The sequence below is a fragment of the Brucella pituitosa genome (assembly GCF_965577835.1).
Taxonomy (GTDB): Bacteria; Pseudomonadota; Alphaproteobacteria; order Rhizobiales; family Rhizobiaceae; genus Brucella; species Brucella pituitosa.
Genome location: NZ_OZ264093.1, coordinates 500,463 through 526,283 on the forward strand (window position 1 = coordinate 500,463; position 25,821 = coordinate 526,283).

Genomic DNA, 25,821 nt, shown 5'->3' on the forward strand with positions numbered 1-25,821 from the left:
TCATTTCAGCATCGATTGAAGTTGGATGATCAATCCGGCTGTCACATTGATGAAATGGAAGCATCTTCCAGGAAAAGGACCGAGGGATGGTAACGGGGACGACCAAACGCAACGGAAAACTTTTGGCTCTGACTGCGCAGCTTTTATGCGGTGTCGCAGTCGCAGGAATTGCTGCCGCTCCGGCGCGCGCAGCCGATAGCTATGACATTCGCGTCATGACGATCAACATCTGGAACAAGTTCAAACAGAACCCGGAATTGACAGCGGACTTTATGGCAGCAGCCAATTTCGACGTGCTCGGGATGCAGGAAGTCAACGGTAGTACCTATGTTACGCGCATACCGGATTTCCTTCAAACTGCGGGTCGCGGCACTTACGGTAATGTGCAGGTCGGCGATGTGGGTATCATTTCCCGTTTGCCGGGCAAATTCGGCACGATCAATCTGGGCGGAAATACGCAAGGTCGCTATGTCAGCTATACTCAGCTGGACGCCCAGGGCTCCCGTCCGCAGACACTCATCGGCACGGTTCATCTCGATTATGCAGATGGATCGACCGGTCGCGTGAATGAAGCCCAAGCCCTCAACACATGGGCAAAAGGAGCCACCCAGCCGATCATGGTCATGGGCGACTTCAATGCGGGGGATGTTTCCGAGCGCGGCCTTCATCACATCGATGCGCAGATCAGACTGATGCAGCAATCTGACGGCAACACCTTTTATCGCGATCTGACGCGGCAATATGTTCTCAACGCCGATCAGCAGACGATGCGTTCGGTCATTCAGGAAGCATATGTCGGACAGGACATCGACACCCTGTCGTGGAAGCAATGGGGCGACGCTCTTTCCGCCGCCTACAAGGCCGGGAAGAATGTCGGGCTGCAAGACGAAACCTATGCGGTTGCCAACAACACGCCGGTTACGATGAATGTGCTCAAGAAGCAGTACATGCTGCTCCAGACGGATGCGGTCCGCGAAGACTTCAGGCCGCATGATCTCAACGATGGCAGCACCACATGGCCGTCGGCAGGCGAGGACGCAACCAATACCTGGGCGAGCTGGGACCGTGCCAAGATCGATCATTTCCTCGTCTCGCGGCCATTCGGAAAATGGTATGAGATTGTGGATGATCCCAATGATCCCTACACCGGAGTGATCAAGGACGTAAAAGTCACTCGGCCGGGCCGTCAGCCGGAAGCGATCTCCGACCATGAACCCGTTGCGCATGATTTTCGATGGGTTGGCCCGCAGCTCCAGACTTACTCGGAAAATGAAACGAGCAAAACGCGTCTCGTTTGGGGCGCCAATGCTTACGGCTTCGCGGAAAAGAACAAGGAATTTGTTCTAACCCGAAACAATCAACGCAGGGATCTCTATCTGGGCCAGATTTCGGATGCCAATGGCAAACCGATTCTGACCGATCTGACGCTTGACGAAAAGAAGACATTGCTGAACTGCGACAGCACGGATGCGCGCTTCCAGCAGGCCATCAAGGACTATTGTATCGACGATCATTCCTTTATCGGTGAAACGGCTGTCACCGACGGCGGGACGATCCTCGTCAGCGAAGATGCGGCTCTTGGCAATGCCGATGCTCGGCTGCGTCTCATTGATGGCGGTCTGCGTATAACGGGCAGCGACATGAAAACGCTGGATCGCACCGTGTCCCTTGAGGGACTTGGATGGATCGACATCGCGGATGCAGACAACCGCGTGACGCTGCTGCAGCAAGCCACAGGAGAGGGGGCGCTGCTCAAGCGCGGAGCCGGTACGCTCGTTCTGGGCCAGGCAAACAGCTACACGGGCGGAACCTTGGTGGAAGGCGGAGTGCTTCAGGCTGGCGTGGACGGGGCATTCGTCGACAATACGGCCTTCTCGGTGAATGGTGGCAAGCTCGATCTCAACAATTTCAATGTGAGCATGTCGTCGCTGATGGGCGAGGGCGGGACATTGAGCCTCGGCTCGGCAGCTCTGACCGTAGACCAGTCCGCCAATACCCGTTTCGACGGCAATATTGATGGTACTGGCAGTCTCACGAAGTCCGGCACTGGTGTTCTGGTCCTGAACGGTGCCAACACCTATACAGGCGGCACGACTGTGAAAGAAGGTGGGCTGGTCATTGGCGATGCATCCCATTCAGGTGCATTCCTTGTCGGCACAGCCAGCGTTGAAAACGGCGCATATCTGGCTGGCGCAGGTTCAGTCGGAGGCCTTTATGCCGGCGCTGGCAGTATCATCGCACCGGGCAATTCTATCGGCACGCTGAAGGTCGATGGCAATCTGGCCTTTGATGCGGGAGCCAATTACGTTGCGGAAATTGATGCTTCCGGTAAAAGCGATCGCATCGATGTGAGTGGAACGGCGACGCTTGGTGGCGCGAAGGTCTATATAGAAAAAGCCGCCGGCACCTATATGCCCGGCAAGAGCTACACCATTTTAAGTGCTGAAGGCGGCATCGTGGGTACGTTTGGCGATTTGAGCCAGAACATGCCTTTCGTCGATCTTGGCCTGGCCTATGATCCCAACGCAGTCTACCTCAACATCGCACGCAACGACATCGACTTCGCTGCTACGGCAAAGACAGGCAATCAGAAGTCGGTAGCTGTCGCTGTCGAAGCGCTTGGTGCTGGCAATGCTGTTTACGACACGGTCGTCATGCAGGACAACGAAGACAATGCGCGTCGCGCATTCAATGCACTCTCAGGTGAAGTTCATGCATCGATGCGAACTGCGATCATCAATGACAGCTCGATCATTCGCAATGCCGTCATGGAACGCGTTGACGCGGCGTTTGGCGGTAGTGGGCAGAGTGCTGCCTCATCATCCGTCGCAACAGACATGGCTTCATCGCAGGTTTCGGCACCGCGCGCCGCGATCTGGGGACAGGCACTTGGCCAGTGGAGTGAAACCGGCGCGGATGGAAATGCTGGCAAGCTGAAGCAATCAACGGGCGGCTTTGTTGCAGGCTATGACGCGGAAGTCGTCGAGAATTGGAGGCTGGGCGCTCTCGCGGGCTATAGCCGCACCAGTTTCGATGTGAATGATCGCAACTCGTCTGGCCACAGTGACAACTATCATCTGGGTATCTATGGGGGCACCCAGTGGAGCGCGACTGCGCTCAAGGCAGGTCTTGCCTATAGCTGGCACAAGATCGAAACTGATCGCCTTGTCGCTTTCCCGGGCTTTTCAGAAAGTCTTGATGCCGATTACAGCGCAGACACCTTTCAGGCATTCGGCGAACTCTCGCATCGTTTTGATGTGAACGGAACGGCGATTGAGCCATTTGCAAATGTTGCGGTGGTGCGCCTGCAAACTGGGCGGTTCGATGAACATGGGGGGAATGCCGCGCTCCGGATTGGAAAAGAAACGGCGACAACCACGTTTACCACAATTGGTCTTCGGGCTTCTGCTCCAGTCGTATTCGGCAGTATGAATGCAAGGCTTAACGGTACGGCTGGCTGGCAGCACGCCTATGGCGATACCATTCCGACGACAGCAGCCTCGTTCGATGCCGGAACGGTATTTGAATTGGCCGGTGCACCAATTGCGAAGGACACCGCGATTATCAAGGCTGGCCTTGATATTGATCTGGGCAATCAGACGACGCTGGGTCTTGAATATTCCGGCCAATATGGTTCGAGCTTTAATCAGAACTCGGGTAAGGCCAAGCTTAGCGTAAAGTTCTAAGCCCTATTGAGCAAAGTTGTGGCCGGTGAGACATTCATTTCTCACCGGCCATCTTGTTTTCGTAGACAGTTAATCCGTACACTAGCCCAAGCGTAAATCTACACGCGGCTTGCCGTGCACGTCGTTGGTAGCAAAGGCTCGATGCGAATTGGTCTGCCCCCTGAAAAGTGATCCTTCATGAAGTATGGCTTATGAGCCGTAGAAGGACATTGAAATGGCAGCGAAAAGACATAAGGCAGAAGAGATCGTCACGAAGCTTCGTCAGGTTGACGTTCTACATGCGCAAGGAAAATCGATGGCGGAAGCGATCCGGTCGATAGGCGTTACAGAAGTTACATATTACCGATGGCGTTCCGAATACGGTGGCTTGAAGGGCGATCAGGTAAAGCGGCTGAAGGAACTGGAGGCAGAGAATGCCCGGCTGAGGCGGGCTGTTTCTGATCTCACGCTGGATAAGATGATTCTTGCCGAGGCTGCCAAGGGAAACTTCTGAGCCCCTCCCGTCGCCGCGCTTGCGTGGACCATGTGATCAATGAACTGAAGGTGTCCGAGAGACGGGCGTGCCGAGTTTTGGGTCAGCATCGTTCCACGCAGCGCAAGATCGCCAAGACCCCGGATGATGAAGCAGCGTTGACTGCGGACATCACAGCGCTCGCCCTCCAATATGGTCGCTATGGCTATCGTCGCATCACGGCGATGCTGCACCAGGCTGGCTGGATCGTGAACGTCAAGCGGGTTGAGCGCATCTGGCGGCGGGAGGGGCTGAAAGTGCCGCACAAGCAACCGAAACGCAGCCGTTTGTGGCTGAACGACAGCTCGTGCATTCGGCTTCGACCGGAATACCCAAATCATGTCTGGTCCTACGACTTTGTCGAGGACCGGACGCACAACGGCAGGAGAATCCGCATGCTCAACGTGATTGATGAGTTCACGCGGGAATGCATCGCCATCAGGGTCGAGAGAAAGCTGAAGGCAGTCGATGTTATCGACGTGCTTTCCGACCTCTTCATCCTACGCGGCATCCCCACCCATATTCGTTCGGACAATGGCCCGGAGTTCATCGCCAAAGCACTTCGGGAGTGGATCGCAGCAGTCGGTGCCAAAACCGCCTACATCATGCCGGGCAGTCCATGGGAAAACGGCTATTGCGAGAGCTTCAACTCGAAACTCCGTGACGAACTGCTCAACGGCGAAATCTTCTACACGCTCAAGGAAGCGAAGATCATCATAGAAAACTGGAGACAGCATTACAACACAGTGCGGCCACATTCATCACTGGGCTACAAGCCACCGGCACCCGAAACAGTCGTCTGGCCTAAACAAAATGGCCCAGCGTCAACACCAACAGTGGCAAGTCGACCCAGCATGCACTAACAGTAAACCCGGATCACCCGATGGGGGCAGACCACACCGCCAAGCGCGAATGGCCCGACTGGCGTCCACCTGCATCAATGCGGGAACACAGGCCCGACCTGCCCGCTCATATGGCTGGCGGTCCCGATAATCCGCTTGGTGCAAGAGCGCTTTATCGCATCCATGGCTCCAATAAGCCGGAAACCATAGGGACTGCCGCGTCGTCCGGTTGCTTTCGCATAACCAATAGTGATGTGATTGATCTTTACAAGCGCGCCCGGGTTGGCGGTAAAGTGAGAGTTTTCTGACAGAAGCCGACAGATTTCATGAAACTGTCCTCGGGAAGCTAAGGTATTTTCCTAGACACCGGACCCAACAATTGATCTGGCTGTGTCGCAAATTTTTCACTTTTGGTGATCTATGTCATTATCAGTACGGGAAACTGCATGAGGTCTTAGCGGGTGACAGTGGATTTCAAGGGAGCTCATTTCCCCACAAGTGTCATTCTTTATGCTGTGTTCTTTTATGTCCGTTATCCAGTTTCCTATCGCGATCTTCAGGAAATCATGGCTGAACGTGGTGTCGATGTTGACCATGCAACACTGAACCGATGGGTTGTACGATATTCTCCACAGATTGCAGAGCAGGCACAGAAACGTAAGCGTTTAACTCTTGGCTCATGGCGTATTGACGAGACTTATATAAAGGTCAAAGGGAAATGGACCTATCTGTATAGGGCTGTTGATCGTGACGGCCAAACCTTGGAATTTATGCTCTCTGAGCGCCGAAATCTTAGTGCGGCAAGGCGTTTCTTTAAAAAAGCCATCGCAAGCAATGGTGTTCCGCACAAGGTTGTCATTGATAAAAGCGGGGCTAACCTGGCCGGTGCACAGGCTGCAAACACGATCCTGAAAATCACTGGTGTCGGCATGATGTTTGAAATTCTTCAGGTGAAATATCTCAACAATATTCTTGAGCAAGACCATCGGTTCATCAAGAAGATCACCAAGCCAATGATGGGCTTCAAGGCGTTTCACAGCGCATCAGCGACAATCGCGGGCATTGAAGTGGCACATATGATCCGCAAAGGCCAATTCGCAAACAACAACCATTCGCCTTTTCAGGTCTTTGCAGAGCTTGCAGCATAATTGTGCCCAGTGATAAGGCGCACTTAACCAGCACAAAATTTTGCGACAGAACCCGTATTGACGAGACCTATATAAAGGTCAAAGGGAAATGGACATATTTATATCGGGCGGTTGATCGTGATGGTCAAACTCTGGACTTCATGCTCTCTGAACGCCGAAATCTCGGTGCTGCACGGCGTTTTTTCAAGAAGGCCATGGCAAGCAACGGCATCCCAACGAAGATTGTCATTGATAAAAGCGGCGCCAATCTCGCCGGAGCCCAGGCTGTAAACAATATCCTGAAAATCACGGGGCACAGCAAGATGATTGAAATTCTTCAGGTCAAATATCTCAATAACATCCTTGAGCAGGATCATCGGTTCATCAAGCGGATCACAAAGCCGATGATGGGCTTCAAAGCGTTGCATTCAGCTTCAGCAACAATCGCAGGCATCGAAGTCGCACATATGATCCGCAAGAACCAATTTGCAAATGACAACCGCTCGCCATTCGAGGTCTTTGCGGAACTCGCAGCATAAGTGTGTCCGCAGAGAAGGCAGACTATAACCCGCTAAAAAATTTGCGACAGAGCCCCTCGCCTTCGGTCGCATGATGCAGAACGTGAAGGCGAATGAGGCCATTCAGCAGATATTGATGTTCCATATGCCCACATGATCCAATGCATCCATTCCATCGAGTATCGTTATCGAATTTCGATAATATCAAGTGACTATGTCACGGCGATGAACGAATTACACGCCCGGCAAACTGGCAGAAGCAGGCGATGTGGACATAGCAGAAAGTCCCTCGATGGTTTGGATGGGGGGTCTGCGGCTTGGCTTGGGCCTCGATTTTTACTGTATCGATCAGCTTGATGCTTCCGGGTTGGGCGAATTGCGCTTTACTGCCGTGGTTTCGTTCCAACCACATTTGCCTGTAAGCAGACATCAACGAAGCAACTTCAATCCTGTGAGAAACGCGACGCCTAAAGCGGCAGTAAGAGCCAGAATAGTAAGGCTCCAGCTCGCACCAACGTTCGTTATACTGGAAGCCATCGCGAATGGCGCAGTGGCCGAAATGATTAGTCTGGCTGACATGATCTTGCCTTGCATGGCACCGTAGCCGTCACTGCCGAATAGAGACAGCGGCAACGTTCCGGAGACAATACTGAATAGACCGTTTCCGAAGCCAAAAAGACAGGCAAACATCATCGTCGCAATAATGGATGGGGCTCCGAATAGCAGAACAATGAGGGCTAGCCCCATCAAGGAGGCAGAGATTACTGCCAGACTGATCGGAGCGAGGTTTTTGCCACCGAGCATGTTGATCAGGCGGCTGGCTACCTGAGAAGGTCCGAATATCGCGCCAATAAATGCTGCAGAACCTGCAAGACCGAGCGCGCTCAACATCGGCACCATATGGACCAGAATGGCCGCTGCAACGAGAGCCTGCGTCGAGAATGCCACGAGTACCAGTACGAAACCTTTGCGCCGTTGATGGGCAGGCAGATCACCTGAAAAGGCGGTTGTGACTGTTTCATTCGTTGATCGTTTCCGACCACTCTTTGCAATAGAACGCGCGAGCAAAAGGTGTACCGGCACGCAGAGAAACAAATGGAGGCAAGCGAACAGCAAATAGGTCTGTTGCCAGGTAAGCCAATGTTGAAGGGTTGTTGTAATGGGCCAGAAAATTGTCGAGGCAAAGCCTGCAATCAATGTCAGATAGGTGATGCTACGCTGGGCAACATTTGGAGCTAATTGCACCAATAATGCAAAGGCTGTTCCATATTGGACGAGGTTTGCGGCGATTTCGATGATCGTTAGCGCACCTGCAAACATCAAAGCATTTGGAGAAAGCGAACACAGTATGAGAGAGACGGCGGCCAGTATCGAGCCTATCGTCATCATGCGACCTGCGCCGTAACGATCAATCCATTTGCCTAACCAGGGAGCCAGAAAGCCCCCGGCTAGCAGAGCAACCGACAGCGCTCCGAAAATCCATTCGTTGGAAACGGAGAAGTCCCGCGCCATGGACGGCGCGAGAATGCTGAAGGAATAATATAAAGTGCCGTAACCGATATTCTGGGTCAATCCGAGACCGGCAAAGGCCGCAATGGGAAGCCGTTCAGCGCTCATATTGATTTCAACGAAACACGCTTTTCGAGTTTGGCCGCTTCTTCCTTGCGCTCGCTATAACGGTCTGTGAGATGATGCGAGATGCCGCGCGTCAGAAGTGTAAACTTCATTAGTTCTTCCATCACATCGACCACGCGATCATAGAACGACGAGGGTTTCATCCGTCCAGCGTCGTCAAATTCCTGCCATGCCTTTGCGACGGATGACTGGTTTGGAATGGTGATCATTCGCATCCAGCGCCCCAGAATGCGCATCTGATTGACGGCGTTGAAGCTCTGCGATCCGCCTGAAACTTGCATCAATGCCAAAGTTCGGCCTTGCGTCGGACGAATTGCTCCACCCGGCAAAGGAATCCAGTCGATCTGCGATTTCATGACAGCGCTCATGGCTCCATGACGTTCGGGACTGGTCCAGACTTGGCCTTCAGACCAAAGCATTGCCTCACGCAATTCCTGAACCTTCGAATGCTCTGCTGAACCATCGTCTGGCAAGGGAAGACCATTGGCATGAAAGACACGCGTTTCAGCGCCCATTGCATCGAGAAGGCGCTGCGCTTCCAGCGTCAGAAACCGACTATAGGAACGATCACGAAGTGAGCCATAGAGCAAAAGGATACGAGGCTTATGCTTTGGAAAGTCGGCGCGTAGTGCATCCAGGTTGGGCAATGCGAAGGAATTCTGATCGAGGTTCGGCAGGTCCATGTCAGCGCGACTTTCTTTCATAGATGATGACTTCTCCGTCCTCTTTGGTGAATGAAGACACCGGGTTTTCCAGAATGTCGAGAACCAGTTCTGACGGACGGCACAGATTGGTGCCAAGCGGCGTTTCCACGATTGGACGATTGATCAGGATAGGATGCGCCATCATGAAGTTGACCAGTTCATCATCGGTCCAGTTTAGATCGGACAACCCCAACTCGGCATATGGTGTGCCTTTCTCGCGAAGGAGTTGGCGAGGCGTCATCTGCATCGCAGTGAGCAGTTCGACCAGTTGTTCTCGCGAAGGCGGATGTTGTACATATTCGATGACAACAGGCTCTTCGCCGCTGGCACGGATCAAGGCCAATGTGTTGCGAGACGTGCCGCAGTTCGGATTGTGATAGATCGTAACTGACATCAGAGTTTTCCTGTTTCGGTGACTGGCTTTTGATTGGAACCGCGTTCGTACCAGCCCTTGGAACGGTTCACGATCCAGACAACGGAGAGCATGACAGGCACTTCAACAAGAACGCCAACAACTGTTGCAAGTGCTGCGCCAGATGAGAAGCCGAAAAGGCTGATTGCGGCTGCTACTGCCAGCTCGAAGAAGTTGGACGCGCCAATCAACGCTGAGGGACCGGCGACGCAATGTTGCTCGCCTGTAATGCGATTCAACAGATAAGCCAGGCCAGAGTTGAAATAGACCTGGATGAGGATCGGGACGGCTAGCATCGCAATGATCATGGGCTGTGCGATGATCTGCTCTCCTTGAAACCCGAATAGCAGAACAAGTGTCGTCAAAAGCGCAATCAGAGACAGCGGCTGTAGCGTTCTGAGCATTGCATCGAAAGCTCGTTCTCCCCCGCTGCCGAGAATGCTTCTGCGCAGGATTTGCGCGATAATCACCGGAATGACGATATAAAGGACAACCGACAAAACGAGCGTATCCCACGGGACGGTAATTGCCGACAATCCGAGCAGTAGCCCGACGATAGGAGCAAATGCCACAACCATGATCGCGTCGTTCAAGGCGACCTGCGACAGCGTGAAATGCGGCTCGCCCTTGGTCAGGTTGGACCAGACGAACACCATTGCCGTGCAAGGGGCGGCCGCCAGAATAATCAGCCCAGCAATGTAGGAGTCGATCTGGTCTGCAGGCAGATAAGGGCGAAATAACCAGCCAATGAACAACCAACCGAGAAGCGCCATAGAGAATGGTTTGACGGCCCAATTGATAAACAGCGTGACGCCGATGCCACGCCAGTGCTCAGTGACCTGTCTCAAGGCGTTGAAATCAATCTTGAGCAACATCGGAATGATCATGAGCCAGATGAGAATAGCGACTGGAATGTTGACCCTGGCGACTTCAGCAAATCCGATTGCATGGAATACTGTTGGAAAGAAATGGCCCAGAGCTACGCCAGCGACAATGCAAAGAGCCACCCAGACAGTCAGATAACGTTCGAATGTGGACATCAGTTATTCTCCACATTTGTCTGTGTGCTACCTTCCATGGTGCCGATTTCTTTCAGATGATTTTGAATCGCAATGCGGTCTATCGTGGCGTGGGGAAGGCTCAGGAATGCTGATATCCGGTTCTTCAGAAAACGGGCCGCCTGTGCAAAGGCGCGCTGCTTTTCTGCGTCGTTTCCTTCAACAGCGGCAGGGTCCTCAATGCCCCAGTGGGCTGTCATAGGATGGCCAATCCAGACAGGGCAGGCTTCTCCGGCTGCGTTATCACAGACGGTGAAAATGAAATCCATCTGAGGGGCGTCGCTAACTGAAAACACATCCCAGCTTTTTGAGCTCAGATTCTCGGTGGAATAGCCGAGAGCGTCCAGTTCCTTGATTGCGAGAGGATGAACGTCGCCTTTTGGCCGACTACCAGCCGAATAGGCGTGAAAACGTCCTTCGCCATCCTTGTTCAGAATTGCCTCGCCCAAAATTGAGCGTGCGGAATTGCCCGTGCACAAAAAGAGCACGTTGTAGATCCGGTCTTTCATTTTATCAGTCCGTTTATGGAAGGCCGAATTCAGCGGCCTTGTGTTACTGGGTGAGCGCTTTCGGTTCGCAACAGGGTGTCAGACTTTTTATAAGAGGTGCGCAGAGCTCGGCACTACCGCCACAGCAGTCCTTGATCATGAAAAGGGTCAGTTCTCGAAACCGGTCGAGATCAGCGCGATAGATGATCGAGCGGCTCTGACGTTCGCCATTCACGAGTCCAGCACGAGACAATGTCGCCAGATGCGCAGACATTGTATTCTGTGGCACATCCAGCATACGCGCCAGTTCACCGGCAGGAATACCGTCTGGTTCGTGTTTCACCAACAGTCGAAAGGTGTCGAGCCTTGTCGATTGGGCGAGGGCGGCCAACGCCGTAATTGCAGCTTCGTTTTCCATATATCGAGAATAACGGATATAACGATGCTGTCAATCAAAGATCTGGATGCTCAGCGGCATTTGGGTGCTTTCTGAAATTGGGCATTGCAGTTCCGTGGAACAGTCGCTCAAACCCATCTTCACCCAGGCTCTGGAAACACTGCGCACGAGCTGCTGTTGATAAACTCGATAATGACGAAGACGAATGTTGTTTAAGGCGAGCCGGCAGTTTTTGTAGGGAAAGTAGCAACTTGCCGAAATAGTCCGTGCTTTCTCGTGCCTTTAGTTGCGCATCGATCAAAGCGTCCAGCCAACGTGCTGCGGTATGAGACGCTTCTGAGCGAGGAGCGAAATTCCGCGCAGACAAGTGGGGCATCTATCACGCAGACGTTTTCTATGAAAAAAATATGAAATGCGTGTTGCAAGTCGCCATTCAGTGCGAAAATAGGGATCAATATCGTTTGCGAGGCAATCTGGACAAAACTGTAGCCAGGTGAAAATTTTGGGTCGACATTTGCTGACAGACAGATTTCGTCCATGTGCACCCGTTCACATTCTGGTGTACAATGACGTCCTTTAGCCAATGTTGGGTGAGGTTCTCAACGCCCGAAGCGCATTGAGGATGACAGCGACGTCAATCAGCTCCTGGAGCAATGCACCGTGAACAGGTTTTAGATAACCGAACGCTGCTGCGATCATGGCAATTACAGAGAGACCAATCCCCACCACAACACTTTCGACAGCAATGCGCCTTGATTGCTTGGCAATTTCTATCCCGGCGCGAAGTCTGTCTATTCTATCTACGAGAAGAACGACATCGGCCGCTTCTGCCGAGGCTGCCGCTCCCCTCGCACCCATGGCAACGCCAACATCAGCCGCTGCAAGTGCGGGCGCGTCGTTGACCCCGTCTCCGACCATCATCACGGGGCCGTTCTTACGCTCGCTGAGCACGGTCAGCACCTTTTGATCGGGTGAAAGTTCGGAGTAGATGGCATCAAGCCCCAAACCCTTGGCGATGCGTTTGGCCACTGCAGCACGATCACCTGTCGCCAGCACTATTCGCTTTACGCCGTCCTTGCGTATACCGCGTAACGTATCGATCACATCGGCTCGCAAGGGATCGGCCATAATGATATAGCCCGCAAGCCTGCCGTCTATTGCGACTGCAACCAGGACTGCGCCAGCTTCAGCATTGGGGATTTCGATAAGCTTTGCGTTGGCTTGTCTCTCAACGAAGCTGTGTCCGCCGACAATGACGCTTTTGCCATCGACGAAGCCAGTCACACCATCCCCGGCCAGTTCGCTCACGTCGGTCGGTATTACAATCTCTATACCCCGTTCCTGAGCGGCCACCACGAGAGCCTGTGCCATTGGGTGTTTGGACACCTGGTCAAGGGAGGCGGCGAAACGCAGTAGGTCATTTTCACTCAATCCTGGCTGCGCGTTGATTGAAGTAATTTGTGGGCGGCCATCTGTCAGTGTTCCAGTCTTGTCCAGCACCAACGTGTTGATACGAGCCATGTTCTCCAATGGACGAGCACCCTTTACCAGCACGCCGAAATGAGCGGAACGCGACAGTCCCGCAACAAGGGCGACGGGCACGGCCAGGATGAGAGGACATGGTGTCGCCACGACGAGAACGGCGACCGACCTTATCGGGTCTCCCGTGAACCACCATGCTCCGAAGGCGATTATGACGGTCACGATCAGAAAGCCGACAGACCACTGGTCTGCCAGTCTGGACATTGGAGCCTTGGAATGCTGTGCCTCTTCCACGAGGCGAACGATGCCAGCGTAGGTACTATCCTTCACTTCGTGCTTAGCAAGGATATCGAAAGCATCGCCGGCATTCATTGAACCGCTTAGCACTTCTGCTCCCGACGCAAGCGAAATCGGAAGTGACTCTCCCGTCAAAGCAGACATGTTTACGAAAGCTTTTACGGAAGTGATACTTCCGTCGACGGGGATGACATCTCCCTGACGGATCAGAAGGCGGTCACCGGGACGAATAGTTTCAACGGCAATCTCTTCGAGATGATCATCGACATATCGCATTGTTGTTCGCGGTGCGCGGGACAGCAAAGCATGCATCTCACGGCGTGCTCGTCCCTCGGCAAAGCTCTCAAGAAAGGCTCCGCCAGTATACATGAGGGCGACAATCGAAGCCGCCAGCATTTCCCCAAATGCCAGTGCGGCCGACATAGACATCGCGGCGACGATATCCAGCCCAAACTCCTTTCGGCATAAACTCCGGAGAATCTCGACGAGCAAAGATGCCAGCACTGGCAAAGTGGCAATTGCCCAGATTATCCGTGCTCCCGACGAGTAGCCGGAAAAGTGCAGGCCGAGCCCCATCACAAGTCCGCACAAGGCAAAAACCAGCAGGATTGTTTTTGATCGATCTTCAACCGAGAACAGCATCTTCATAGTCTTCCCGACCTACAGAATGAGTAAATTTTAGGTCCCGCCTCTCACCGACTACGATAATTCTTCTTTACATATGTATTCCCTTAATACTCAGATTGACGGTCAGACCGCTGTGCCGACCAGGGCCCCAATACCAGCCGTGATTGCCATCGCCAAAGCACCCCAAAAAGTAACACGAACGGTCGCCTTAAGCACATTAGCTCCTCCCGCCTTGGCGCCGATTGCACCTAGAAACGCCAGAAACAGCAAGGAAGAGATAGCAACCGCGTAAAGCAAGATCGAGGGAGGTGCGATGACCGCCATCAGTAAGGGTAGGGCGGCCCCGATCGAGAACGTGACCGCTGAGGTCAGCGCTGCTTGCACAGGCCGTGCTTCCATGTGTTCGACAATTCCCAGTTCGTCACGGGCATGTGCATCCAGAGCATTGCGTGAGGTCAGCTGTATTGCCACCTCCCGCGCCAGTTCCGGGGCTAGGCCGCGATCAATATAGGCTTGTATCAATTCATCGAGCTCTGCTTCGGGCTGAGTTTCGAGTTCCTTGCGCTCTCTGGAAAGATCTGCCAACTCCGTATCGGATTGAGAGCTGACAGAAACATACTCTCCCGCCGCCATGGACATCGCGCCTGCGACAAGGCCCGCGATGCCCGCGACCATTATCTGCGTCGTTCCCGTTGAAGCAGATGCGACGCCCATAATGAGGCTGGCCGTTGAGACAATGCCATCATTGGCGCCGAGTACCGCTGCGCGAAGCCATCCGATCCGGGATACGAGGTGGTTCTCTGTATGTAATCGGCTCATTGAGGTACCTCCGGACATTGTATACATATCATCATACCTCTATCGAGACCCTTTGCCAGTGGCCTGAAAATTAGAAGTATAGAATTCTTCTCCGGCGATCGGGCTTTTTGCCGTTTTTGTTAGAGCTCCTGCGCGGATTTTGAAAATCTGCATTTTCGAGGCAGGCTTGAAAACCTTCACATTATATATAATACATTATACATTATAATATATTATATATAATGTTAACGTCGGAGGCAAAGATGCCCGTCACGAAAATAACTGAGAAACTGTCGATATCAACGCAGCCAAACGCGCAAGAACTCAGTGTACTCGATCGAAGCGGCTTCAAAACGCTAATCAACAACCGTCCCGATAATGAAAGCGCAGACCAGCCCGGAAACCAGGCTGAACGAGATGTGGCTCACAAACGCGATCTTTCTTATGCATATATTCCGGTCACGATGAATACGATCACGGAAGCCGATGTGCATGCGTTTCAGACGGTGGTCAGAAAATCGGAGGGTCCCGTGCTTGCGCATTGCAAAACAGGTACGTGTTCGCTCACCCTTCATCTCATCGGTGAAGTATTGGACGGACGCATGTCTGTTGACGATATTGTACACTTCGGACATCAGATCGGCTTTGATACCAGTGTCGCTGCAGTATGGCTTAAACGCTTCGCTGACCGTCGCCCGCGGGTAAAAGGCTTTTTCGATAAGCGAACCTCCAGTGTTCAGTACGTGGTGTCCGATCCGATGACCGGTATGTGCGCAATTGTAGATCCCGTTCTCGACTTTGATGAAAAGTCGGGGTCAACGGCGACGATCAATGCAGACACAATTCTCGAATACGTCCGTGATAGTGGACTGACAGTCGAATGGATTCTCGACACCCATCCACACGCCGACCACTTTTCCGCAGCTCAGTACCTCAAGCAGAAAACCGGCGCCAAGACAGCGATAGGTGAGCATGTAACCGACGTTCAGAAGCTGTGGAAGGGGATATATAATTGGCCCGAGCTTGCCACCGATGGCTCACAATGGGATCGGCTGTTTGCCGATGGCGAGACGTTCAAGATCGGTTCCATTGATGCCAGGGTTCTGTTCTCGCCGGGGCATACGCTCGCCTCCATCACTTACGTGGTGGGCGATGCCGCCTTTGTGCATGACACAGTTTTTATGCCAGACAGCGGTACGGCGCGGGCCGATTTTCCCGGCGGCGATGCGCGAGCATTGTGGGAGTCAATCCAGAATATCATAGCACTTCCCGATGAGACGCGGCTATTCACCGGACATGATTACCAGCCGTGCGGTCGTGAGCCTCGGTGGGAAAGCACAGGGGCTGTTCAAAAGAAGCACAATCCGCACCTGGCGGGCGTATCGGAAGAAGCGTTCGTTGCCTTACGGACCAAGCGCGACAAAACGCTGCCAATGCCAAAGCTCATCCTGCATGCGCTGCAGGTGAACACACGTGGTGGGCGACTGCCTGAGCCAGAAGCCAACGGTAAGCGCTATCTGAAGTTTCCACTGGACGCGTTGGAAGGGGCCGCATGGGAATGATCGTGGACAGGATGGCAATAATGAAAGCGGGGCGATCTTCCATTGAACTATCTCTGCGCGCGGGCGAAGTGGCAGACCTGCTCAAGACACTGTCCCATCCAGCGCGTCTGATGATCGTTTGCAGCCTTGTGGAAGGCGAGTATTCCGTAGGTGAATTTGAAGAAAAAATCGGGGTTGGTCAACCGCACCTGTCGCAGCACCTGACAGTGTTGCGCAACTCCGGAATAGTCGAAACGCGACGCGATGGAAAACAGATTTTTTATCGCCTCACAGAAGACAAGGCAGCGAAACTGGTCGCCTCCCTTTATGACATTTTCTGCGAGGAGAACGTAGAATGATCGCTTATCTATCCTCGCTTATCGGCGGGACGCTAATCGGCATTTCAGCAGCGATGCTTCTGATCCTTAACGGCAGGATTGCTGGAGTAAGCGGAATCGTCGGGCGACTTTTACAGAGAAGCGCGTCGTTAACAAACCTTGCGTTCGTCGTGGGACTGGTAATCGGGCCGATTCTTTATCTGACCGTTTTCGGCACCTGGCCCACCGTTCAAATTACTACTGGGTGGCCACTGATCATCGTCGCCGGACTTCTTGTCGGCTTCGGTTCGCGCATGGGATCTGGCTGCACGAGCGGGCACGGTGTGATGGGGCTGGCTCGTCTGTCACCGCGATCAATTGCAGCGGTTGCTACCTTTCTGGGAACAGGAGTGATTGCTGTTACTGTGCTGCGAGGTCTGGGGCTATGAACCTAAAGTTTTATCAATTCTGCAGCGCTCTTGCCTCAGGTGCCATTTTCGGTTTTGGACTGTCTATGTCTGGAATGCTCGATCCCGTTCGTGTAAGAGGCTTTCTCGACATTTTCGGCGTATGGGATCCAAGTCTTGCCTTTGTTCTTGGTGGCGCGGTTATCGTCGCCTCCATTGGTGTTCAAATAACGAAGCGGATGCAGCATCCAACATTCGACGACAGTTTTCATGTGCCAACGCGTCGACGGATCGATGCCCCTCTTATCATTGGCTCGGCACTGTTCGGTCTGGGATGGGGTATTGGCGGCTTCTGTCCCGGTCCCGCTATCGCGTCATTGTCGATGGGGCTGCCTCAAACTGTTCTCTTCGTCATTGCCATGCTGGTCGGGATGATCGTGCACGACAGAATCTGGAGCAGGCAGAGTTGAGCAATTCTATCTTTTTGGCAATAGGTTCTGGCGGTATTGTCGGCTTTATGCTGGGATTGCTCGGTGGCGGCGGCTCCATTCTTGCGACACCGTTGCTCCTGTATGTTGTCGGTGTGAGCCGGCCCCATGTCGCCATCGGTAGGGGTGCACTTGCGGTTTCGTTCAACGCGTTCGCGAATTTTACGAGCCATGCCTTGAAGGGGCACGTCTGGTGGCGCTGTGGCGCTGTCTTCTCAGCACTAGGCGTTATCGGGGCACTTATCGGTTCCAGTCTTGGAAAAGCTTGAGACGGTGATCGTCTCATCTTTCTGTTCGGCATCCTCATGATCGTCATTGGGCTGTTCATGTTGAAGCCCAAAAAGAGATTGGACGTCGAGTGCCGCCCGATCGATTTAAGAATGTGTCTCGTTACAGCAGCTATAGCTCTTGCCTCTGGCGCAGCATCCGGATTCTTCGGTATCGGCGGGGGTTTCCTGATTGTGCTCGGTTTGATGTTGGCAACAGGTATGCCGATGATCAACGCAATCGGCACGTCCCTTCTCTCCGTGGGGGCCTTCGGACAGGCCACGGCTTTGAACTATGCCAGTTCCGGTCTAATCGACTGGTGGCTTGCAGCTGAGTTTATCGGAGGTGGCATCATAGGAGGGGTATTCGGAATGATGCTCGCCACGCGATTGAGTGCATACATGAACGCCTTCAATAGCATATTCGCAGGGATCATCTTCATCGTGGCGGCATATATCCTGTATCGCAACGGAGCCAGTTTCGACGAACCGTATGGCAATTCTCGAAGGTTGGCGAAAAAAATAAGGACTCTTTTGCGGCCAGCGCCATCACTTTTAAATGAAAATGAACAAATAACTCTAATCCCGGAGCCGCCGTGCTAGTCGTTGAAAGCCTTTTCGCGACTACCTAACAACGAGCACTGATGTTTTCGCTTGCGTAATGATTTCATTGGTTTGGCTGCCCAGAACAAGGCGTTGCACTCCCGAATAACCGTGAGTTGCAACCACAATTAGGTCACAGCGGAGCGAGTCAGCTGTCGTGCTTATTGCATCCGATGGAATGGGATTTATAAGGTGCACAACATCGGTTTCAACCTGTAGGTCGTTTGCCAAGTCCTTTGCGTGACCCAGAACCTTGGAGGCAAATTTTTCCCAGCTTTGATTATATCTAACGACAATATCGTCATCATCAAGCATACCTCCAAATATGCCTGAATTGCTATATGGTGCTGTTACAGTTACAATAGTTACCCTGCATCGCAGGAATTGGGCCAATGAGAGCCCTTGGCCAACACATCGTTCTGCAAGTTCGGATCCATCCGTCGCAATAAGAATATGCTTGAACATTCTGATCTCCTTTAAGAGCGTATGCTTGGCCGGCGTCCGTTCAGTGAAGAATTGCTTGAAGCCAATATAATAGATGCATTCAACGCTTTTCAACTCTATCAACCTGATAGGTTTTATTTTTGCCGAGTACGTTTATTCCAACATACTCGCCGATGCCGAAACAGCTCCAGCGCAGTTTGTCTCCCTTCTTAAGGGGCCAGAGGATTCAATCATTCGATACTGTTTTCGTGGGCCGTTTTGAGGTTTCCTGGTTCATCTGGTGTAAGGCCATTTCCAATCCCTGATTTCCGGCATGTCCTCGCCATGCTCGCAAACGTATTTCTTATGCAATGTCAGTTTTTCCTCGAAACTGGCAATCAGAGGTAGCGCAACGTCGTTATTCAATGGCAGACGTCTTATCGCCTCAATCGCCAGATGAAAGCGGTCCAGTTCGTTGAGAACCGCCATATCGAAAGGCGTTGTTGTTGTTCCCTGTTCGATGAAGCCTCGCACGTGGAAGTTAGGGTGGTTGACGCGCTTATAAATGAGCCTGTGAATGAGATAAGGATAGCCGTGATAAGCGAAGATAACCGGACGGTGGGTTGTGAAAATCTGATCAAAATGTTCATCACTAACACCGTGCGGGTGATGCTGCGGTGACTGTAAAACCATCAAGTCCACGACATTGATGACGCGGATTCGCAGATGTGGCAGTGACTGGCGTAGAAGATCAACAGCAGCAAGGGTTTCCATTGTCGGGACATCCCCCGCGCAAGCCATCAAGATGTCTGGCTCCAGACCGTCTTCCGTCCCAGCCCAGTCCCATATGCCCAGACCCGCTTCGCAATGGCGTATGGCGTCCTCCATTGCAAGCCATTGTAGTTCTGGCTGCTTCCCCGCCACTATCACGTTCACTCGGTTCCAAGTCTTCAGACAATGATCGCTAACCCACAGCAAAGTATTTGCGTCCGGTGGGAAATAAACTCGAACTACGTCCGCGCTTTTGTTTGCGACGAGATCAACGAAGCCTGGGTCCTGATGGGAAAAACCGTTATGATCCTGACGCCACACATGAGACGTCAGGAGATAATTGAGGGACGAGATAGGCTTTCGCCATTTTAATTTTTGCGCAACCTGCAACCATTTCGCATGCTGATTGAACATCGCATCCACGATATGGATAAAAGCCTCGTAGCAAGAAAAGAACCCGTGCCTGCCGGTCAGCAAATAGCCCTCGAGCCAACCTTGGCACAAGTTCTCGCTTAATACTTCCATTACCCGCCCGTCTGACGAAAGATGATCATCTGTATCAAGCGTTTCCGCCATCCAAACACGGTTGCTGACGTCAAAAACAGCGCTGAGACGATTGGAAGCTGTTTCATCTGGACCAAATATGCGAAAGTTCTTTTCATGCTCGTTGAGCTTTAAGACGTCCCGGAAATATTCACCAAGAATCTTGGTCGATTGTGCCTGGATCATGCCAGGTTGATCCACAGCCACAGCATAATCACGGATATCGGGTGTGTGAAGTTCGATGCGCAGCAATCCTCCGTTTGCATGTGGATTGGCAGCCATGCGTAGCTCGCCCTTTGGAGCGAGTTCGCGCAGTTCGGCTTTCAATGCACCTTTCTCGTCAAAGAGTTCCTCCGGAGCGTAACTTTTCAGCCAATCTTCGAGGATTTGTCTGTGTCCACTGTTTTCCCGGCAGTTAGCAACAGGCACCTGATGCGAGCGCCAGTAATTCTCTACAATTTGACCGTCGACTGTTTTGGGACCCGTCCAGCCTTTCGGGCTTCGCAGGATGATCATGGGCCAAAACGGACGTTCTGGTGATTTTACATCGGCATTCTTCTTGATCGTAGCAATACGTTCGAAGACCGTATCAAGTGTTTGCGCCATTTTCTGATGCATAGCTTCAGGCTCGCTGCCCTCGACGAAGAACGGTTCATAGCCATAACCGATGAACAAATTCGTCAGGTCATTATCTGCTAGCCTCGCGAGTATAGTGGGGTTAGCTATCTTGTAGCCATTGAGGTGCAGGATCGGCAGGACTGCGCCATCGCGCGAGGGATTGAGAAACTTGTTTGAATGCCATGAAGCAGCAAGCGTTGCTGTTTCTGCTTCGCCATCGCCTACGACACAAGCAACCACCAGATTTGGATTGTCGAAAGCGGCTCCGTAAGCGTGCACCAGAGAATATCCAAGCTCTCCGCCTTCATGAATTGAACCCGGTGTTTCAGGCGCGACGTGGCTTGGTATGCCGCCAGGAAATGAAAACTGGCGAAATAACTTGCCCATGCCTGCTTCGTCCTGACTTATCGCGGGATATATCTCCGAGTACACTCCTTCGAGATAGGTGTTCGCCACAATGCCCGGACCGCCGTGACCGGGGCCGCATATGTAGATTACATTGGCAGCCTGTTGCTTGATAATGCGATTAAGATGAGCATAAATGAAATTGAGGCCAGGTGTTGTACCCCAATGGCCGAGCAATCTGGGCTTAATATGTTCCGGTTCAAGCGGTTTGCGCAGGAGCGGGTTCTCCATCAGGTAGATCTGCCCTACCGATAGATAGTTGGCCGCGTGCCAATACCGGTCAATTAGCGAAAGCTGCGTGGAGTTAAGAGGGCCTTGAGGTGATGTACGACTCATGCTTTGTCTCCTTCACGATTGTTGGCAGTCATATCACATACGGTTTACATGGAGCTGTTCCCAAGAACCTGAAGCGTTTCCATGGCGATGATCCGTTCTTCGTCGGTAGCAAGAACAAACGCAGCTGCACGGCTCGAGTTGGTGGTGATCCGGAAAGCATTTCGATTGTTGGCACTGGTATTAAGATCGATGCCCAGCCAAGAGAGGCGTCGGCAAACCGAAGCGCGAATCTCTGGCTGGTGTTCCCCAATTCCGGCAGTGAAGATCAGGGCATCAAGACCACCAAGCGTGGAAACAAGACGGGCAATTTCACCAGCTATACGCAGAGTGAATACTTCAAGAGCCTCACGGGCCTGCGGTGCGTTGCTTTCAAGGAGATCGCGTGTATCTCCGCTTATTCCCGAAAGTCCGAAAAGGCCCGAGCGATGATAGAGCAAATCTGATAGCGCATCTGGAAGCATGTTCTCTTGTTGGAGAAAATAAAGAAGCAAGCCCGGGTCCAGTGTCCCGCAACGGGTCGCCATCGGAATACCGTCCAGTGTTGAGAAGCTCATGCTGGTATCCATACTTTTGCCTCCTTCGATAGCGCAAAGACTGGCTCCGCTACCCAAATGGGCAACAACGATCCTTCCAACAGAAAGCTTGGGCTCCTTTTGGGAAAAACTGCCGATTATCGATTTATAGGACAGGCCATGAAAGCCATATCTCTTTAAGCCACGCTCGTGGAATTCACGCGGAAGCGCGAAGCGGCGAATGACTTCCGGGATAGTTTGATGAAACGCGGTATCAAAGGATACGGTTTGCTTGACTTGCGGAAAGAGTTGCTGGATCGCTCTGATCAAAGCGACGCTTTTCGCTTGGTGCAACGGAGCAAAACTAGACAATCTTTCAATTGCGTTGATGTGCTTATCATCGACCAAGATTGGCTGGATGAATTGGTCACCGCCGAAAATCACCCGGTGGCCAACTGCCAGCATACGGGAGAGATTTGTATGCGTCGAGAGCCTCGAGAAAAGTTCTTCAACGATTACAGCGACCTCATCTGCACCAGATGTATCTAATACGATATCTAGGTTGCAAAGTTCTCCCCGTAAGCGAAAGGTTAAGGGTGAGCCGTTCAGATCGATCTCACCTCTGGAGAATTTTACGATCTGTTCCCCATCATAGGCGAAAAAACCGATTTTCACGCTGGAAGAACCGGCATTGAAAGTAATCAGCTGCTTATCCAAGCCGCATTTCCTTTGCTTCAGATCGATTACACTAGCACAATGCTATTTAGATTATTGTTCTCACGCTCCGTTTTAATAAATTTAGTCCGAAATTTCTGCCGACACCATAGGCAATAACAGCTCCGAAATTGCGGCACATTGTATGAGATCAAATTAAATCAGAGCTTTTAGATCTCAGGAGCGATATGCACATTCAGGCATGCTCGTGCCATCGCTTTCAATCGTGTGTGCAATGCCGTCCTTTGTGCGGATATACTGCAATAAAGCGGTGTTTCTGTGAGTTGATCGCTTCGTTCACGCTTAAGAGCGAGCTCGACGGCCCACGGATCCTTCGAAAAACGGATCTACCTTGAGTATGGTTGCCAGAACTATGCGCAAAGGTCTAGCTTAAACAGAATACAGTCGCGATGGTTTTTTCCTAAAGCGAAGCGGACTTTGACGTCTGTAATCTGGTAGAACTGATATTCGAAGAATACCCGAATTGGTTTTAGACTGATCTAGGGGCGGGCTCATGGCACTTGGCAGAGAAAGCATGAAGAAGCCTCAAACAGGGAGCCGGTTTGAGTTTCTTTGGTCACGATTAAAACAGCACCCCTTGTCGCGTGTAGGGCCGGGACTGATTACTGGGGTGGCGGACGATGACCCTAGTGGAATTGCAACCTATTCTCAGGCTGGCGCTCAGTTCGGTTTCAATATGCTGTGGACCATGCCTGTTGCCTTCCCGCTGATGGCGGCAATGCAATCCATGTGCGGTCGCATTGGCCGCGTGACAGGAAAGGGCTTGGCCGCCAATATCAAGCTGACCTATCCGCCGATTGTTGTCAGAAGCGTTGTCTTGCTGCTTTTAATCGCCAACGTACTTAATATAGCCTCCGATGTCGCAGCCATGGGTGAAGTTGCCGAACTGGTCAGTGGTGTCGACCGCCATCTGATGACAGCCTTATTTGTAGTTGCGACGCTCTTGCTTCAAATCTTCGTCCCGTATCATCGCTATGTCTATCTCCTTAAGTGGCTAACACTCTCCTTACTGGCGTATGCTGGTGTTTTATTCGCTGTGCACGTTCCGTGGGCGGAAGTGGCGCGGCGGACGATGTGGCCGACATTTGCCCTGAATTCTAATTCAGCTGCTATGATCGTCGCTGTTTTCGGCACTACGATCAGTCCTTATCTTTTTTTCTGGCAAGCTTCGGAGGAAGTGGAAGAAATGCATGGGAGAAATCACGCAGCTCCTCTTTCAAGGGATGCCGCCGCCGCCCCTAGGGAGCTTCGGCGCATCCGGTGGGATACTTGGAGTGGTATGCTATATTCCAACGTCACGGCCTTCTTTATCATACTGGCTACCGCGGTCACATTGAACGTACAGGGCATAACAAACATTGAAACCGCTGCCCAAGCGGCCTCTGCGCTTAAGCCGCTGGCGGGCAATTTTGCCTATATTCTGTTCGCACTCGGCATTCTTGGTGTCGGTCTCATTGGCGTGCCGGTGCTGGCCGGATCCGGTGCTTACGCATTATCTGAAGCTCTGGGTTGGAAATCCGGTCTTGAACTCAAAGCAACTGACGCACGGGGCTTTTACGGCGTTATCACAGTTAGTGTTTTGCTCGCTCTTGTAATTCAGTATTCGCCTATAAGTCCCATGAAGGCTTTGTTTTGGAGCGCGGTAATAAACGGGGTTGTGGCCGTTCCTTTGATGGTAGTGGTCATTCTGATTGCTTCAAATAAATCCGTGATGGGCGCCTACCGAGTAGGGTTACCGCTTATAATTTTGGGCTGGATCGCAACCCTGGTAATGGGAGTCGCCGCGGTGGCGATGTTTATACCTTGATGGCCATTTAAATCCAAGATTGTTGCCAAGCGGAGACACAATGTTTTCCCTGTTTTCATTCCAAGGCCGTATTGGACGGCTTTTTTATCTTGCGATAACAATCCCTCTCGCCTTCGTTTTCCTGAACTGGGTTGTTTGGTGGTTGTTTGCCACAACCCGCTCGGATGCATACGGCCCAATACATGTTTTGCGAATGAGCGCGTTGGGTTGGATTGCCTGCGCGTGGCCGTATTTGGCAGCTGGGATCAAGGGCTGTCATGATCGCGGAAAGTCAGGAATATGGTATTAATGCTGGACCGTTGGCTGCCTTGGCGCCTGGATACGCGAGTATTTATTTTCAATTGTGGTACGCAGGATTCGCCGGCAATCTGATCGCACTATGGACCATCATTGAGATGGGCCTCGTTAAAGGCGATCACTATGCAAATCGGTTTGGTCCGCCTGCTATAGAAATTGGAGAGGGAAGGTTTTGAGGCCAATTTGATGGACAGCGCGCGCACGCTGAACCTCAATATTCCCGTCGAATAAGGGCGAAGAACGTACGAAATGCGTTCTGCCCGCTGCGTCATCGGCGCCTTATCGACTTCTGTTAAGAGAACTGGTTTTCTTCGGACCGAGCCGCTTATAACGGTTTTGCACATACAATTCTAGATGTTTACCCAGTGATGATTTAGCGTTTGCGTGATCACCAGCCCAAACTTCACAATAAATAGCAATGTGCGAGCTCGATTCTTAATCTGCTGGACGCGTCCGTGGGATGATTATGCTAATATAAATATTGATGCATCGCGATGATGGTTCAGAATATGGCTTGAATGGATATGTATAGATAGCTGCAACAAAAAATTGTGCTAAACTCTTGCATAGTGGAGAAATTCGGCTTGTGAGCGTCATGAGATCTATCATCGATAAGCCGACTTTCTTGAGGAGGCTCTAGTGAGTGCACCGCCAGGAATGATATTCGGTCCCAAAAGGGATGGAGGATACCCAGACAGAGAGATAGACTGCCAAGTGTCGATTTCTGCCCGATTAGTCGAACTCATTGATATCGCTAAAAACGCCGGTTGGACGGCTCTCGAAGTGACGCGGGCAATTCGTAATCTCTCGGATGATTTGTTGCTTAGACTGGAGAATGAGCTGCCCGAAAATTAGCCCGGACGTTCGACAACGATTTGACGCTTTGATTGTGGCAATGTGTCGTCTGATTTGATTGAATTCACCCCTAAAATCGCTCCGCAATTATGCGTCTCATATCTTGTATGCATCAAGATGCAGAGAAAAATCGGAAATATCCTTTCAGTTTTTCTGTCCAAATGACAACGCAGCGTTACCCGACGTGACCGGTGTCGCAACTTTTTACCTTTGTTCAAATCGAGACCACTTTTTGAACGGGAGCCAACGCATTGAAGAATGCCACACTATGAAGAATTGCCGTGATCGCCGATATCTTGGTTACAGGTATTTCGC

The 25,821-nt window shown here is 52.0% G+C and carries 21 protein-coding genes and 3 pseudogenes; 13 read left to right on the forward strand and 11 right to left on the reverse strand.

From position 1 onward, the window contains the following. Positions 1-86: 86 nt before the first annotated feature. The 5 genes and pseudogenes from ACSME1_RS13600 to ACSME1_RS13620 all read left to right on the forward strand — a co-directional run. Complete coding sequence (locus tag ACSME1_RS13600) at positions 87-3,686, forward strand: autotransporter domain-containing protein (RefSeq protein WP_435655399.1); 3,600 nt, start codon at positions 87-89, stop codon at positions 3,684-3,686. A 214-nt stretch (positions 3,687-3,900) separates the two neighbouring features. Continuing rightward, positions 3,901-5,060 (forward strand): IS3 family transposase gene (locus ACSME1_RS13605; protein ID WP_435655313.1). Its coding sequence is split into 2 segments (ribosomal slippage): positions 3,901-4,165 and positions 4,165-5,060, totalling 1,161 coding nucleotides; the frame shifts between segments, so codons are not numbered across the junction. A gap of 35 nt (positions 5,061-5,095) precedes the next feature. Next, positions 5,096-5,347 (forward strand): annotated as a pseudogene (locus tag ACSME1_RS13610) (L,D-transpeptidase); the annotation flags it as partial. Between the two features lie 153 nt (positions 5,348-5,500). Continuing rightward, positions 5,501-6,187: an IS6 family transposase gene (locus ACSME1_RS13615; protein WP_024899860.1), complete on the forward strand. Its 687-nt coding sequence runs from the start codon at positions 5,501-5,503 to the stop codon at positions 6,185-6,187. Between the two features lie 53 nt (positions 6,188-6,240). After that, positions 6,241-6,705 (forward strand): annotated as a pseudogene (locus tag ACSME1_RS13620) (IS6 family transposase); the annotation flags it as partial. 408 nt (positions 6,706-7,113) lie between these two features. Here the strand turns inward: ACSME1_RS13620 and arsK are convergent. The 8 genes from arsK to ACSME1_RS13660 all read right to left on the reverse strand — a co-directional run bounded on the left by arsK (position 7,114) and on the right by ACSME1_RS13660 (position 14,603). Beyond that, the gene (arsK, locus tag ACSME1_RS13625) at positions 7,114-8,301 is read right to left on the reverse strand and encodes an arsenite efflux MFS transporter ArsK (RefSeq protein WP_435655400.1); all 1,188 of its coding nucleotides are present in this window, start codon (positions 8,299-8,301) and stop codon (positions 7,114-7,116) included. Further along, positions 8,298-9,023, reverse strand: a complete 726-nt coding sequence (arsH, locus tag ACSME1_RS13630; RefSeq protein WP_435655401.1) for an arsenical resistance protein ArsH — start codon at positions 9,021-9,023, stop codon at positions 8,298-8,300. The genes arsK and arsH overlap by 4 nt, the downstream gene beginning before the upstream one ends. Then, a complete protein-coding gene (arsC, locus tag ACSME1_RS13635) occupies positions 9,004-9,417 on the reverse strand; it encodes an arsenate reductase (glutaredoxin) (RefSeq protein WP_024899209.1) in 414 nt (137 codons plus the stop codon). Before arsC ends, arsH begins: the two co-directional genes overlap by 20 nt. Beyond that, complete coding sequence (arsB, locus tag ACSME1_RS13640) at positions 9,417-10,475, reverse strand: ACR3 family arsenite efflux transporter (protein WP_435655402.1); 1,059 nt, start codon at positions 10,473-10,475, stop codon at positions 9,417-9,419. The genes arsC and arsB overlap by 1 nt, the downstream gene beginning before the upstream one ends. Then, entirely contained in the window at positions 10,475-11,002 is a 528-nt protein-coding gene (locus tag ACSME1_RS13645; RefSeq protein WP_435655403.1) for an arsenate reductase ArsC, read from the reverse strand. The genes arsB and ACSME1_RS13645 overlap by 1 nt, the downstream gene beginning before the upstream one ends. A 43-nt stretch (positions 11,003-11,045) precedes the next feature. Then, positions 11,046-11,399 carry an ArsR/SmtB family transcription factor gene (locus ACSME1_RS13650; RefSeq protein ID WP_024899212.1) on the reverse strand — a complete coding sequence of 118 codons (354 nt, stop codon included), beginning with the start codon at positions 11,397-11,399 and terminating at the stop codon, positions 11,046-11,048. Positions 11,400-11,954: 555 nt separating this feature from the next. Next, complete coding sequence (locus tag ACSME1_RS13655; protein WP_435655454.1) at positions 11,955-13,799, reverse strand: heavy metal translocating P-type ATPase; 1,845 nt, start codon at positions 13,797-13,799, stop codon at positions 11,955-11,957. Between the two features lie 108 nt (positions 13,800-13,907). After that, the gene (locus ACSME1_RS13660; protein WP_024899098.1) at positions 13,908-14,603 is read right to left on the reverse strand and encodes a VIT1/CCC1 transporter family protein; all 696 of its coding nucleotides are present in this window, start codon (positions 14,601-14,603) and stop codon (positions 13,908-13,910) included. A 242-nt stretch (positions 14,604-14,845) separates the two neighbouring features. Here ACSME1_RS13660 and blh point away from each other — a divergent pair, with 242 nt between their 5' ends. From blh to ACSME1_RS13685, 5 genes and pseudogenes are all read left to right on the forward strand, one after another. Beyond that, entirely contained in the window at positions 14,846-16,144 is a 1,299-nt protein-coding gene (gene blh, locus ACSME1_RS13665) for a bifunctional sulfur transferase/dioxygenase Blh (RefSeq protein ID WP_435655404.1), read from the forward strand. Next, on the forward strand, positions 16,135-16,482 hold the full coding sequence (bigR, locus tag ACSME1_RS13670; protein WP_024899760.1) for a sulfite-sensing transcriptional repressor BigR: 348 nt from the start codon (positions 16,135-16,137) through the stop codon (positions 16,480-16,482). Before blh ends, bigR begins: the two co-directional genes overlap by 10 nt. Next, a complete protein-coding gene (locus ACSME1_RS13675) occupies positions 16,479-16,889 on the forward strand; it encodes a YeeE/YedE family protein (protein ID WP_113159293.1) in 411 nt (136 codons plus the stop codon). Before bigR ends, ACSME1_RS13675 begins: the two co-directional genes overlap by 4 nt. Then, positions 16,886-17,317: a DUF6691 family protein gene (locus ACSME1_RS13680; protein ID WP_435655405.1), complete on the forward strand. Its 432-nt coding sequence runs from the start codon at positions 16,886-16,888 to the stop codon at positions 17,315-17,317. The genes ACSME1_RS13675 and ACSME1_RS13680 overlap by 4 nt, the downstream gene beginning before the upstream one ends. Further along, positions 17,299-18,072 (forward strand): annotated as a pseudogene (locus tag ACSME1_RS13685) (sulfite exporter TauE/SafE family protein); the annotation flags it as partial. The gene ACSME1_RS13680 and the pseudogene ACSME1_RS13685, both read left to right, overlap by 19 nt. Positions 18,073-18,225: 153 nt before the next feature. On the opposite strand, the gene ACSME1_RS13690 reads toward ACSME1_RS13685, so the two are convergent. The 3 genes from ACSME1_RS13690 to ACSME1_RS13700 form a co-directional block, all read right to left on the reverse strand. After that, positions 18,226-18,669: a universal stress protein gene (locus ACSME1_RS13690; RefSeq protein WP_024899791.1), complete on the reverse strand. Its 444-nt coding sequence runs from the start codon at positions 18,667-18,669 to the stop codon at positions 18,226-18,228. 252 nt (positions 18,670-18,921) lie between these two features. Beyond that, positions 18,922-21,300: a phosphoketolase family protein gene (locus ACSME1_RS13695; protein ID WP_024899790.1), complete on the reverse strand. Its 2,379-nt coding sequence runs from the start codon at positions 21,298-21,300 to the stop codon at positions 18,922-18,924. Between the two features lie 44 nt (positions 21,301-21,344). Then, positions 21,345-22,529, reverse strand: a complete 1,185-nt coding sequence (locus ACSME1_RS13700) for an acetate/propionate family kinase (protein ID WP_024899789.1) — start codon at positions 22,527-22,529, stop codon at positions 21,345-21,347. A 511-nt stretch (positions 22,530-23,040) separates the two neighbouring features. On the opposite strand from ACSME1_RS13700, the gene ACSME1_RS13705 reads away from it, so the two are divergent. From ACSME1_RS13705 to ACSME1_RS13715, 3 genes are read left to right on the forward strand one after another with little or no spacing between them, the layout of a single operon-like run. Continuing rightward, positions 23,041-24,354, forward strand: a complete 1,314-nt coding sequence (locus ACSME1_RS13705) for an NRAMP family divalent metal transporter (RefSeq protein ID WP_024899788.1) — start codon at positions 23,041-23,043, stop codon at positions 24,352-24,354. A 40-nt stretch (positions 24,355-24,394) separates the two neighbouring features. Continuing rightward, entirely contained in the window at positions 24,395-24,643 is a 249-nt protein-coding gene (locus tag ACSME1_RS13710; protein WP_152544435.1) for a DUF805 domain-containing protein, read from the forward strand. Continuing rightward, the gene (locus ACSME1_RS13715; RefSeq protein ID WP_435655469.1) at positions 24,612-24,827 is read left to right on the forward strand and encodes a hypothetical protein; all 216 of its coding nucleotides are present in this window, start codon (positions 24,612-24,614) and stop codon (positions 24,825-24,827) included. The genes ACSME1_RS13710 and ACSME1_RS13715 overlap by 32 nt, the downstream gene beginning before the upstream one ends. The last annotated feature ends 994 nt before the right edge of the window (positions 24,828-25,821 follow it).

Excerpts from the sequence above, each read along its gene's own strand:
- ACSME1_RS13680 (WP_435655405.1), top strand. The coding sequence starts at position 16,886 with ATGAACCTAAAGTTTTATCAATTCTGCAGCGCTCTTGCCTCAGGTGCC.
- ACSME1_RS13695 (WP_024899790.1), bottom strand. The coding sequence starts at position 21,300 with ATGAGTCGTACATCACCTCAAGGCCCTCTTAACTCCACGCAGCTTTCG.
- ACSME1_RS13660 (WP_024899098.1), bottom strand. The coding sequence starts at position 14,603 with ATGAGCCGATTACATACAGAGAACCACCTCGTATCCCGGATCGGATGG.
- bigR (WP_024899760.1), top strand. The coding sequence starts at position 16,135 with ATGGGAATGATCGTGGACAGGATGGCAATAATGAAAGCGGGGCGATCT.
- ACSME1_RS13650 (WP_024899212.1), bottom strand. The coding sequence starts at position 11,399 with ATGGAAAACGAAGCTGCAATTACGGCGTTGGCCGCCCTCGCCCAATCG.
- ACSME1_RS13705 (WP_024899788.1), top strand. The coding sequence starts at position 23,041 with ATGGCACTTGGCAGAGAAAGCATGAAGAAGCCTCAAACAGGGAGCCGG.
- ACSME1_RS13645 (WP_435655403.1), bottom strand. The coding sequence starts at position 11,002 with ATGAAAGACCGGATCTACAACGTGCTCTTTTTGTGCACGGGCAATTCC.
- ACSME1_RS13710 (WP_152544435.1), top strand. The coding sequence starts at position 24,395 with ATGTTTTCCCTGTTTTCATTCCAAGGCCGTATTGGACGGCTTTTTTAT.
- ACSME1_RS13600 (WP_435655399.1), top strand. The coding sequence starts at position 87 with ATGGTAACGGGGACGACCAAACGCAACGGAAAACTTTTGGCTCTGACT.
- arsB (WP_435655402.1), bottom strand. The coding sequence starts at position 10,475 with ATGTCCACATTCGAACGTTATCTGACTGTCTGGGTGGCTCTTTGCATT.
- arsK (WP_435655400.1), bottom strand. The coding sequence starts at position 8,301 with ATGAGCGCTGAACGGCTTCCCATTGCGGCCTTTGCCGGTCTCGGATTG.
- ACSME1_RS13675 (WP_113159293.1), top strand. The coding sequence starts at position 16,479 with ATGATCGCTTATCTATCCTCGCTTATCGGCGGGACGCTAATCGGCATT.
- arsC (WP_024899209.1), bottom strand. The coding sequence starts at position 9,417 with ATGTCAGTTACGATCTATCACAATCCGAACTGCGGCACGTCTCGCAAC.
- arsH (WP_435655401.1), bottom strand. The coding sequence starts at position 9,023 with ATGAAAGAAAGTCGCGCTGACATGGACCTGCCGAACCTCGATCAGAAT.
- blh (WP_435655404.1), top strand. The coding sequence starts at position 14,846 with ATGCCCGTCACGAAAATAACTGAGAAACTGTCGATATCAACGCAGCCA.
- ACSME1_RS13655 (WP_435655454.1), bottom strand. The coding sequence starts at position 13,799 with ATGCTGTTCTCGGTTGAAGATCGATCAAAAACAATCCTGCTGGTTTTT.
- ACSME1_RS13715 (WP_435655469.1), top strand. The coding sequence starts at position 24,612 with ATGATCGCGGAAAGTCAGGAATATGGTATTAATGCTGGACCGTTGGCT.
- ACSME1_RS13690 (WP_024899791.1), bottom strand. The coding sequence starts at position 18,669 with ATGTTCAAGCATATTCTTATTGCGACGGATGGATCCGAACTTGCAGAA.